Below are 12,673 nucleotides of genomic sequence, written 5' to 3' on the forward strand. Positions count from 1 at the left end.
CATTATAACGGTGTTTTTGATATAAAATTATCCGTGTAGTACAAAATCTCTTAATAAAATAAAAACAGCAGCACCACTCACAAAACCAATTAATGCCAACCAAGTAATTTTCTTTAAATACCAAAAGAAATCTATCTTTTCCATACCCATGGCAACCACTCCTGCAGCTGAGCCAATAATCAACATACTACCACCAGTACCAGCGGAGAAAGCTATAAAATGCCATAACGGGTTGTCTAATGGCTCACCAAACATACCCATGCTGGCAGCCACTAAAGGCACGTTATCAATAACAGCCGATCCCACCCCAAACAGCATTACAACAATATCTGTGTTTGGTATAGCAGTATTTAAACTTTCAGCATAATGGAACAACATACCCAAAGATTCCAAGGCAGCTACTGCAAGTAAAATACCTAAAAAGAAAAGAATACTGGGTAATTCAATCTTAGATAATGAATGGTGAACCGGACTATGGTGACCCGTATGGTCTGCCTCTTCACCATCAAGACTAGAAATACTGAACTTTTTATTACTATAGATTTCCGCAAAAGTAGCCACAACTGCCAATGACAACATCATACCTACATATGGCGGTAAATGTGTAATCGTCTTAAAGAAAGGCACAAAAACAATAGCGCCAAGGCCTAAATATAACATAATGGACCCGTGTTTCGATTTAGGCGCCTCTTCCTCAAAATCACCTTCGATTACACCTTTAAAGGCTTTATTATTCCCCGCTATTAAAGTTGGCACCACCATACAAACTATGGATGGTATCAAAACATGAATTACCAATTGACCAGCGGAAACCTTATCCGCAATCCACAACATGGTTGTAGTAACATCCCCGATAGGGGACCATGCACCACCAGCGTTTGCTGCAATGATTATCATACCAGCAAACCAAAGACGCGTATTTCGGTCAGCTATCACCTTCTGGAGAATGGTTATCAATACTATCGTTGCTGTAAGGTTATCGATTATAGCAGATAATATGAATGCCAATATTGAAAACAGCCATAAAAGTTTTTTCTTGCTTCGCGTTCGGATATACCCTTTAATGGTAGCAAAACCGTCAAAATAATCTATTATCTCTACAATCGTCATTGCGCCTAGCAAAAACACAAGAATCTCCGCTGTCTTTCCTAAATGATGCAATAATATTTCATCAATATGCGTAGGTTCCAACTCCCTAAGCTCTGCATTCACTTCAAATACCGACATATGGTTCAAAGCTATAATTGCCCATAAAATGGCCATCATAGCCAAAGCTGGAATTAATTTGTCAATTTTAAGGTTATGTTCTAAAGTTATAGCTAGGTATCCTGCTAAAAAAACGATAATAATTATGGTCTCCATTGTTAGTTGGTTTTATATAATCTATAATTGATTGTCAAATATAGATTATGAAATCTTAAAAAGAAATTTCTTAAAGATATTTAAAAATGACATTTCTTTAGGAAGAAGCCAAATATTAAAAGCAAGAATATTGAAAGTCAAACTATTATATTGAAAATTATCTATAATATCGTTTCAACCATTTGTCTATTTTTAACATCTAGGTAACTGGCACATCTTTGATATTCAACTATTAAAATGCCTTTTGCTAGCAATTAACAATCTACAAACACATTTAAAATAGTATACCGTTATATTTGTGTAGTAAAATTTACCTAAGTCATACGATATGGATTTTAATCTTACCGAAGAACAGCTATTAATAAAACAGGCCGCTAAAGACTTTGCCCAAAACGAGTTGTTACCTGGAGTAATAGAAAGGGACGAATTACAAAAATTCCCAAAGAATGAGGTTCAAAAAATGGGTGAACTAGGTTTTCTGGGCATGATGGTAGATCCTAAATATGGAGGAAGTGGCCTAGATACATTATCCTATGTCCTAGTTATGGAAGAGCTTTCCAAGATAGACGCTTCCGCATCTGTTATTGTATCCGTCAACAATTCTTTAGTTTGTTGGGGATTAGAGACCTATGGCAATGAAGAACAAAAAGAAAAATACCTAACCAAATTAGCCTCGGGTCAAATTATTGGCGCCTTTTGTCTTTCGGAGCCTGAAGCAGGTAGCGATGCAACATCCCAAAAGACCACAGCCATAGACCAAGGTGACCATTATCTATTAAATGGCACCAAAAACTGGATAACCAATGGTGGCACCGCCGATGTATATCTAGTAATTGCACAAACCGATAAAGAAAAAAAACATAGGGGAATCAATGTCCTCATCCTAGAAAAGGGCACAGATGGCTTTGAAATAGGTCCAAAAGAAAACAAACTTGGTATTAGAGGCAGTGACACCCACTCCCTTTTGTTCAATGATGTAATTGTTCCAAAAAAAAATAGGATTGGTGAAGACGGATTTGGATTTAAGTTTGCCATGAAGACGCTTGCCGGCGGCAGAATCGGAATCGCAGCGCAAGCATTAGGAATTGCAGCCGGAGCTTATGAACTAGCCCTAAAATATTCCAAGCAGCGTAAAGCTTTCGGCACAGAAATAAGTAACCACCAAGCTATTGCATTTAAACTAGCTGATATGCATACCCAAATAGAAGCAGCTAGATATTTAGTCTACAAAGCAGCTTGTGACAAAGATAAAGGGCATGATTACGATTTATCTGGCGCTATGGCCAAATTATACGCTTCCAAAGTAGCCATGGAAACTACCGTAGAAGCCGTTCAAGTACATGGAGGAAATGGATTTGTAAAGGAATACCATGTAGAAAGACTAATGAGAGATGCCAAAATTACCCAAATCTATGAGGGAACTTCAGAAATTCAAAAGATTGTTATATCAAGGAGCATATTAAAATAAACAACCAATAAAACCTCCCCATCATATTTAGGGGTTATGCTAATTTTTCCTCTTTTATTTTTGTTACACCTACTTATAACCACGGGCTATATTGTTACAATTAGTCATATGGATATATATACCCCTTGCACAAAGAACTCCCTTAATAAATTATATCCTAAATTTATCATTCTGATAAAATCAACTAGGCAATAATTCATTATTGTAGTTTTTTTAACCATTAATTAATTACGTTGAATATTTTATTTAATTGTATTTAATTCGTTGAATATAATTCAGATAAAATGATATTTTTGAACAAATACCATAAAGAATGAAGTTGAAGAAGCAAGGTTTATACCTACCGGAATTTGAACATGATAACTGCGGCGCAGGATTCATTTGCAGCCTTAAAGGAAAAAAATCCAATGATATTATTCACAAAGCATTGGAAATTCTAGAACGCCTAGAACATAGGGGAGCCGTTAGTTCTGACGGAAAAACGGGGGATGGAGCAGGTATCTTGGTAGATATACCCCATGACTTTTTCAAGGACGTATGTAATTTTGAACTACCTGAACAAGGTGAATATGCAGTTGGCAATGTTTTTTTCCCTCAAAAAGAAAATCAACGTAAATTTTGCATATCAGTTTTTGAAGAGAATATAAAAAAACAAGGACTACATCTTTTAGGTTGGCGAAAGGTCCCGGTAAACAAATCGGTTCCCGGGAGAATTGCAGCAGAGACAGAACCTTATGTAAAACAAGTATTTGTTGGCAAGGCTAACAAAGAACAGACTTATTTTGATTTTAACCTTAAACTGTACATAGCCCGTAAAACAACGGAACATGCCATTTTAAAATCTAAATTATCTGAAAGCAAATTCTTTTATCTTCCTAGTCTATCCACCAAAATAATAATATTCAAAGGACTATTGATGCCAATGGATATTAGCCTATACTATTCCGATTTAATGGATTCCCGAGTGGTTACTAGATTGGCACTGGTACACCAACGATTTTCAACCAACACATTCCCAACATGGGATTTGGCGCAGCCTTTTAGATATATGTGCCACAATGGGGAAATAAACACATTACGTGGAAACGTCTCAAGAATGTTCTCCAGGGAAGAATTGTTGAAGAGTGAACTATTTGGTGATGAGATAAAAAATATATTGCCAGTTATATTACCAGGCAAATCTGATTCTGCTACCATGGACATGGTTGTCGAGTTATTATTGATGACAGGACGTTCTTTACCTGAAGTGATGATGATCTTGGTTCCAGAAGCTTGGGAGAAAAATACTGAAATGTCCGAAGCCAAGAAGGCCTTTTACGAGTATCATTCTTGTATGATGGAACCTTGGGACGGACCTGCATCCATACCTTTTACAGACGGTAATTTTATTGGTGCTGTTTTAGATAGAAATGGCCTTAGACCTTCTAGATATTCTGTAACTAAAGATGATTATGTAGTAATGTCCTCAGAAACCGGTGTTGTTGAAATTGCACCTGAAAATGTGGAGTTTCATGGTCGTTTAGAGCCTGGTAAGATGTTCTTGGTTAACATGGAAGAAGGACGTATTATAAATGACGAGGAGATAAAAGAAAACATCGCTAAAAAACACCCTTACAAAAAATGGCTAGACGCCAACTTGGTTCATTTAAAAGACATACCTTATAATGACTGTCCTTTATTTTTAGGCGAAGCGCCGCTAGAAAAAAGAAAATCGGTTTTTGGTTATACTTTAGAGGATATCAATACGATAATACTTCCAATGGGTAAAACCGCCAAAGAACCAATTGGCTCAATGGGATCGGACACACCAATAGCAGTTCTCTCACAAAGGCCACAATTGATCTATAATTATTTTAAGCAGTTATTCGCACAGGTAACCAATCCACCTTTAGATGGTATTCGTGAAGAATTGATTACAGACATTAGCTTAACCTTGGGAAGTGACCATAATATTTTTGAATTTTCAGAACTTCATTGTAGAAAATTAAAAATTCAGAATCCAGTAATTTCAAAAGAGGATTTGGATAAAATCAAGAATTACGATGCTAGTCCAGATTATAAAGTGGTCTCCTTACCTATGTTGTATAAAGTACAAAAAGGAAACAACGGCTTGGAAGATGCTTTGGAATCTATTTTAAAACAGGCTTCTGATGAAGTTGATAATGGTGCTAATATAATTATTCTATCGGATAGAAATGTAGATGAAGAGAATGCACCAATTCCTGCATTATTAGCATGTTCCTACATAAACAATGGCCTGCAGAAATTAGGGAAAAGATCAAAGCTTAGTATTATAATAGAATCTGCGGAACCACGAGAAGTACATCATTTTGCGCTTCTGTTCGGTTTTGGTGCCAGTGCAATAAATCCATATTTGGTAAATGAAATCATTGGTGAGCAAATAGAAGAACACGATATCACAGATTTCACATTTGAAGAAGCAGTTAAAAATTACAACAAGGCCATTGGTAAAGGCATCTTGAAGGTAATGAACAAAATTGGTATCTCTACACTTAACTCCTATAGAGGCTCCCAACTATTTGAATGTATTGGTATCAATACCAAAGTAGTAGACAAATATTTCCCAAATACACCAACACGTATTCAAGGTATTGGATTATACGAAATTGAAAAAGAGGTAGCTAAGCGCCATGAAAAGGCATATAGCACTAAAGAAGTCGAGGCTAATCTTGATTTGGAAATAGGAGGTGAATACAGATGGAGACGAGATGGCGAAAAGCACATGTTTAATCCTTTGACTATTGCCAAACTACAAAAATCGGTTCGTAATAATGAACCTGAGACCTACAAGGAGTATTCTAAAATGGTGAATGAGCAGTCACAAAACTTGATGACTATCAGGGGCCTATTTGAATTTTCTAATTTTGACCCGATTCCTTTGGACGAAGTAGAACCTTGGACAGAAATTGTAAAAAGGTTCAAGACTGGAGCTATGTCTTATGGTTCCATAAGTAAAGAGGCACATGAAAACTTAGCCATTGCCATGAATAGGATTGGTGGTAAAAGCAATTCTGGCGAAGGTGGAGAGGACCAAGATAGATTTTATAAAAATGCCACTGGTGATTGGAGAAACAGCGCCATTAAACAAGTGGCATCAGGCAGATTTGGAGTAACGTCCAATTATCTTACCAATGCCAAGGAAATTCAAATAAAAATGGCCCAAGGAGCTAAACCTGGAGAGGGTGGACAATTGCCAGGGCCAAAAGTGAATCCAGAAATTGCTAAAACAAGAAACTCCACTCCCTACGTAGGGCTTATTTCTCCGCCACCACACCATGATATTTATTCCATTGAAGATTTATCACAACTTATTTATGATTTAAAATCAGCAAATAGAAAAGCACGTATTAATGTAAAATTAGTATCAGAAGTTGGTGTAGGTACAGTTGCTGCAGGTGTTGCCAAAGCAAAAGCTGATGTTGTACTTGTATCTGGATTTGATGGTGGAACTGGTGCATCCCCATTAACCTCTCTAAAACATGCAGGACTACCTTGGGAACTCGGTATTGCAGAGGCACAACAAACATTGGTTTTAAACGATTTAAGAAACCGTATCGTTTTAGAATGTGACGGACAATTAAAAACAGGGCGGGATGTTGCTATTGCCTGTCTCCTTGGAGCAGAGGAATTTGGTTTCGCCACTGCACCATTAGTAGCCTCTGGTTGTATAATGATGCGTGTTTGCCATTTAAATACTTGTCCTGTAGGTATTGCTACCCAAAACCCAGAACTACGTAAAAAGTTTAAGGGAAAACCGGAACATGTAGTAAACTATATGTACTTTGTCGCACAAGAATTGCGTGAAATCATGGCACAACTTGGTTTTAGAACCATAAATGAAATGGTAGGACAGGTTCAAAAACTAGATCGTAATAAAGCTATAAAACATTTTAAAGCTTCTGGCATAGATCTAACCCCAATTCTGCATCAAGTAGATGTTCCAAAAGGAACAAAATTATATAATACGGAAAAACAAAAGCATGATATTGAGCAGTCTATAGAGTTTGATATCATTGAAAAAGCCAATCCTTCCTTATTTAGAAAGGAAAAACTAAGCTTAGATTACCCAATTTGCAATACAGATCGTGCGGTAGGTGCTATAATAAGTAATGAAATATCCAAAACTTACGGTGCTGAAGGTTTACCTATTAACACGTTAAAGTTAAACTTCACCGGTTCCGCAGGACAAAGTTTTGGTGCCTTTGCTACAAGAGGTCTTACCATGATTGTTAATGGGAACACCAATGATTATTTAGGTAAGGGTTTATCAGGGGCCAAACTTGTAATTAAGGTTCCAGATGGCTGTACTATAGTTCCCGAAGAAAATGTTATTACCGGTAACGTAACCTTATATGGCGCCACTGCCGGTAGGGCATATATCAATGGTAAGGCAGGTGAAAGATTCTGTGTGAGGAATTCAGGAGCCAAAGCTGTTGTAGAAGGTATTGGAGATCATGGTTGTGAATATATGACCGGTGGTGTTGCAGTTATTCTTGGTGAAGTTGGAAGAAACTTCGGCGCGGGTATGAGTGGAGGTATCGCTTACGTACTTGATGAAAAGAAAACCTTTAAAAAGCGTTGTAGTGGAGAAGGTTTAAATTTACTGGATGTAACAGAGGACAATGACATTAAACAGCTAAAAGATTTGATAACTAGTCACTATAATTCTACTCATAGTCCATTAGCACAAAGAATTTTAGAAAACTGGGAAACTTATTTACCTCAATTTATTAAGGTTTTACCAGAAGAATATAAACAAGCACTTTTACGCTTGGAAAAAGAAAATTTACAAACTATATAAAATCGAGAGATGGGGAAGACAACAGGATTTTTGGAATTCGATAGAAAAGTAGAATCATATGCTCCTGTAAAGGACCGTGTTAAAAATTATAAAGAGTTCACGGTTCCTATGAAGGAAAAAGAACTTAAAGATCAAGGTGCCCGTTGTATGGACTGCGGCATTCCTTTTTGCCATAGTGGTTGCCCTCTAGGTAATTTAATTCCTGATTTTAATGACGCGGTTTATTTGGGCAAATGGGAAAAGGCAAGCAAAATTTTACACTCAACTAATAATTTTCCAGAATTTACGGGAAGATTGTGTCCTGCTCCTTGTGAGGAAGCATGTGTTTTAGGCATAAATGAAGACCCTGTCTCTATAGAAAATATAGAGAAAAATATCGTTGAGACAGCATTTAAAAAAGGATGGGTCAAAGCCAAACCACCTCTTAACCGTACGGGCAAAAAAGTTGCGGTTATAGGTTCTGGACCCGCAGGTCTTGCGACTGCACAACAACTAAACAGAGCCGGCCATTTAGTGACCGTTTTTGAACGCGATCAAAAACCTGGTGGTTTAATGAGATATGGTATTCCAGATTTTAAAATGGAAAAGAATGTCATAGACCGGAGATTGGACATTTTAAAGGAAGAGGGAATAGTTTTTGAGTGTGGTGTACATGTCGGAAATGATATTAAAGCTGATGAATTAAAAAATGATTTTGATGCTATTGTTCTAACAGGGGGTGCAACGGTTCGAAGAAATTTACCTATTGAGGGAGCCGATTTAAAAGGTGTTGTACAAGCAATGGACTTTCTAGGACAAAACAATAGACGCGTAGATGGTATTAAAGATTTAGGTGAAGAAATTTTAGCCACGAATAAAAATGTTGTTGTTATTGGTGGTGGAGACACTGGGTCAGATTGCATTGGCACATCAATTAGGCATGGCGCAAATTCTGTTTCCAATTTTGAAATTATGCCAATGGGCACATCGGAAAGACCCCAAAACCAACCTTGGCCTTTTTGGCCAATGAGGTTAAGGACTAGCTCATCTCACAAGGAGGGAGCCGAGCGTTTCTTTAGTATTTCAACAAAAAGGTTTATTGGTGATGAAAATGGAAACTTAAAAGGGTTGATTACTTCCGAAGTGGAATGGGTTACTACTCCAGGACAAAGACCACAATTAATGGAAGTTAAAGGAACGGAAAAAGAATGGAAGTGTGATTTAGCATTGTTAGCTTTAGGTTTTACCGGTTCCGAAACAACCATTGCAGAACAACTGGGATTAGAAATGGATGGAAGAACGAACATCAAAGCCACTGATAAGGATTATAAAACAAACATCCCTGGTGTATTTGCAGCTGGTGATCAGCGTAGAGGCCAATCGTTAATCGTATGGGCAATATCTGAAGGAAGACAAGCTGCACACCATGTAGATAAATACCTTATGGGAGAATCCGCGTTGCCATTAAAAGGAGAAGGGGATTTACCAAGGGTTTAGCAAAATTCTTAAACTAAAGAACTCCCCACAGTATATACTTTGGGGAATTTTTATTTCAATTTAGCTGTTATGTTTTGTATAGGTATCAGGTAATGTCAAAGTATCATTATAAGTTTTTTGCAAATCCATTAAATCAGAATACAAAGTTTTAACTTTTCCGTTAAATTCGGGGTAAATAGCCAAATCATGCATTTCATTTGGGTCCTTTTTCATATCAAAAAGTAATACTTTATTTATTTTAGGATAAACCAATAGTTTAAACCCGTCTTTACGAATCATTCGCTGCGCATCTTCATAGGCTCCATATATTCCGTTATAATAACTATTTTCTCGCTTTCCATTAATGATGTCCATAAAACTATGGAACTGCACATAATCTGGTTTTTCTACCTTGGCCAATTCTAAAGTTGTAGCCATAATGTCTTGCAAATAAACATCTTGGCTTAATCTTTTACCCTCAGGTATATCCGGGCCAACGACCATCATTGGAATACGCACACTATGATCGAACATGCTTTGTTTTCCAATTAAACCGTGGTGACCAACAGATAGTCCATGGTCCGCCCCAAAAAATATATACGTATTATCCATTTTTCCGCTTTCTTCCAACGCATCCAAAATCTTCCCTATTTGTTCATCCATATGACTTAAAAGAGCATAATACTCTTGCCGATGTACCTTTACGGCATATGCTGTCCTAGGATAGGGAGCCAAAGCCTCATCCCTTAAACTTGGTGGATTTCCAATACTATCCTTATATGGGTATTCAGGTAAAAAATTCTGAGGCAACTCAATATCCTCCAATGGGTACATATCCAAGAATCGTTGTGGGGCCTGGCGTGGATCATGTGTAGCATTAAAGGCTAAATACATAAAAAATGGATCTCCCTTGTCCTTGGCAGTATCAATAAATGATAGGGCATCATCACGTACCACTTCGCTCCAGTGCTTACCTCCATTCCAGAAACCTCCTTGCAAGGTATCGGTAGGTGACCATTCGGTATCCTCTGGACCAGTTGGGCGACCATAACCCAATGGCATATAATCATTCCAATCTTTCATATTACCAGATTCTTCCTTCCATTTGTTAATCGCAGATGTTAGTTCGCCTCTTTTGTCACTTGGCATCCCGGGACGTTCATGCTTTACATTTTGGAAAACAAAATCGGAAGGAGCCGCTACATGCCATTTGCCAGTCATATAAGTAGTATAGCCATTCCTTTCCAGTAATCTACCCCAAGTTTGATTTAATGCTGTTGAATCCCCTTTTGCCCATAACTTGGTCTTCTTTTGGGCATCCCAAATTGGCATTCCAGAAATAATCATAGCCCTAGAAGCAATACATATTGCACCATTCCATCCACCCATATTATAGGCATTGGTAAATGAGGTTCCAGAATTTACCAACCTGTCCAAATTAGGCGTATGCACCTCATTAAAACCAAGAGCACTAATACTTTCGTAGGTTTGATCGTCCGCGAACAAGAAAACAAAGTTGGGGTTTTCCTTAGGTTTTTGGTTTTCAATTTCCTTGTTCGATGGTTTACAGCCAACAATTAAAACAGCTACTAACAAATAAAATAAAATGTACCTTTTCATAAATAAATATAGAATGATTCATTGACTCAAAAAAAACACTTCGTTATGCAATTAAACTTTAAGCTGTTTAAAATCCAAAATATACTTAAAAAACTGTCGGGACATACTGATGATTGTTAAATTATAGATGTCAAAATAATACCACACTGTTTGGTTTTAATAGTTAAGTCTGATGTAAAACAAAACAGCTTAATCACTAGTAGTTTTACTGCTCCACCAATCATTATTAGGTTTAAAGTTTTTAGATAGTATCTCATTGCGCTGGGCTTCCAGCTCTGGCCATTTCCCAGTAATAATATCCTGATGTCTTTGTAGGGCAAGTACAGCATTGAACTTTTCGTCTTTTGTAGGCAATTGAACGCCAACTTTGTCGAGCCAATCCAACAGATCATTACTTAGTTTTTTTGCTATTAAAGGATTGGACTTTAAAACATTATTTTGTTCCCCGATGTCTTTCACTAGATCATAGAGCTCTTCCGTACCGTCTTCCCAATAATGTATCAACTTCCAGTTTTTTTCCCTTATTATTGACGAAGGATTTCCCCCTTGATTACCATAATGGGGATAGTGCCAATACAACGGTCTATTCACATTCAATACTTTACCCTCCAAAATAGGTTTTAAACTAATTCCATCAACATGTTGTTCCGGTCGGAGACCTAGTCCCGCCAAATCCAATATAGTTGGATAAAAATCGGTCCCTACCACTGGGAAATCACTTGTTGTACCAGCATTTCTTAACCATGGCACCTTGATAAAAAAGGGTTCTCGAATTCCTCCTTCCCATTGATACCCCTTACCACCTCGTAATGGTAAATTAGATGTAGAAAAGTTGTCGCCAGAAGCTACCCCACCATTATCCGATGTGAAAACTACAATAGTATTTTCCTCCAAACCATTATCAATAAGTGTTTTTAACACCTGCCCAACAGCATCGTCCATGGATTCTACCAAACCCGCATAGATAGGATTGTCCTGAACATGTCTTATCGGCAATACACGTTCCATTTTATATCCCGTTTCGTGTAAGCCCTTTTTCCTAATCTTCTCCCTATATTTAGACCATTTTTGCTCTGTTGTTTGTATAGGCCCATGCACAGCATAAAAAGACAGAAAGGCAAAAAACGTACTATCTTTATGTTGTTCAATAAAATTAGAGGTTTCTTTAGCCAACCTCATGGAAAGGTTTTCTCCTTTAATTGTATTTTTAAGTTTTGGATTTTTCCATGGTGAAAAATAACCACCCATAGGACTTCCTTTCTCCCAACCGCCAATATTGATGTCGAAACCATGATCTTCGGGATAAGAACCTAGGTTCCCTAAATGCCACTTACCTGCAAAAAAAGTTTTATACCCACTGCTCTTCATGGCTTCAGCTATACTAATATCTTCATGTGGTAAATTGTGAACGTATGTTGCTGGCAGTAATTTATCATGTCTTTGAAGTTTACGCCACTCCTTACCAGATTTGGCACCTATCCAATCTGTAATACCATGACGAGCAGTAAACTTACCAGTCATTATACTTGCCCTAGAAGGACTGCAAACCCTACTTGCTGCATACCCTTGTGTAAATATCATTCCCTGTTTTGCCAATCTATCAATATTTGGGGTTTCATAGAAACTGCTTCCAGTAACCCCCAAATCAAATAACCCAAGATCATCTACAAGAATAAAGAGTACGTTAGGCTTTTTATCAATAATCTGTTTTTGATCTTTGCAGGCAGTTAGACCAAGAATGTATAAACATGTAATGAATGCACTAAACTTTGTCAGCATACTACTGGTTTTTCCTAAATATACGAAAAAGGGTATTTGAAACTAGCACATAAAAAAAGGCCCCTTACATCACTGTAAGGGGCCTTCGAAAAAGGCGGCTACCTACTCTCCCACTTGGTATAGCAGTACCATCGGCGCAAACGGTCTTAACTTCCCTGTTCGGAATG

Annotated in this window: 6 protein-coding genes and 1 rRNA gene; 3 read left to right on the plus strand and 4 right to left on the minus strand. The window is 37.4% G+C overall.

Annotated features, from left to right (window positions below):
- Window positions 1–27: 27 nt before the first annotated feature.
- A complete protein-coding gene (gene nhaD / locus ACOCEA_RS12260; RefSeq protein ID WP_420756537.1) occupies window positions 28–1,362 on the minus strand; it encodes a sodium:proton antiporter NhaD in 1,335 nt (444 codons plus the stop codon).
- A 328-nt stretch (window positions 1,363–1,690) separates the two neighbouring features.
- Between nhaD and ACOCEA_RS12265 the strand changes: the two genes are divergently transcribed.
- The 3 genes from ACOCEA_RS12265 (at window position 1,691) to ACOCEA_RS12275 (ending at window position 9,128) form a co-directional block, all read left to right on the plus strand.
- The gene (locus ACOCEA_RS12265) at window positions 1,691–2,830 is read left to right on the plus strand and encodes an acyl-CoA dehydrogenase (protein WP_420756538.1); all 1,140 of its coding nucleotides are present in this window, start codon (window positions 1,691–1,693) and stop codon (window positions 2,828–2,830) included.
- Between the two features lie 313 nt (window positions 2,831–3,143).
- Window positions 3,144–7,652 (plus strand): glutamate synthase large subunit, encoded by a 4,509-nt coding sequence (gltB, locus tag ACOCEA_RS12270; protein WP_420756539.1) that lies wholly within the window; start codon window positions 3,144–3,146, stop codon window positions 7,650–7,652.
- Between the two features lie 9 nt (window positions 7,653–7,661).
- Window positions 7,662–9,128: a glutamate synthase subunit beta gene (locus tag ACOCEA_RS12275; protein ID WP_420756540.1), complete on the plus strand. Its 1,467-nt coding sequence runs from the start codon at window positions 7,662–7,664 to the stop codon at window positions 9,126–9,128.
- Window positions 9,129–9,188: 60 nt separating this feature from the next.
- On the opposite strand, the gene ACOCEA_RS12280 is transcribed toward ACOCEA_RS12275, so the two are convergent.
- The 3 genes from ACOCEA_RS12280 to rrf all read right to left on the minus strand — a co-directional run.
- Window positions 9,189–10,727 (minus strand): sulfatase family protein, encoded by a 1,539-nt coding sequence (locus ACOCEA_RS12280; RefSeq protein WP_420756541.1) that lies wholly within the window; start codon window positions 10,725–10,727, stop codon window positions 9,189–9,191.
- A 189-nt stretch (window positions 10,728–10,916) separates the two neighbouring features.
- Window positions 10,917–12,506, minus strand: a complete 1,590-nt coding sequence (locus ACOCEA_RS12285) for a sulfatase (RefSeq protein WP_420756542.1) — start codon at window positions 12,504–12,506, stop codon at window positions 10,917–10,919.
- A gap of 89 nt (window positions 12,507–12,595) precedes the next feature.
- A 5S ribosomal RNA gene (rrf, locus tag ACOCEA_RS18005) occupies window positions 12,596–12,673 on the minus strand; the annotation flags it as partial.

Origin of the sequence: Maribacter luteocoastalis (assembly GCF_048890225.1) — a bacterium.
Taxonomy (GTDB): domain Bacteria; phylum Bacteroidota; class Bacteroidia; order Flavobacteriales; family Flavobacteriaceae; genus Maribacter; species Maribacter luteocoastalis.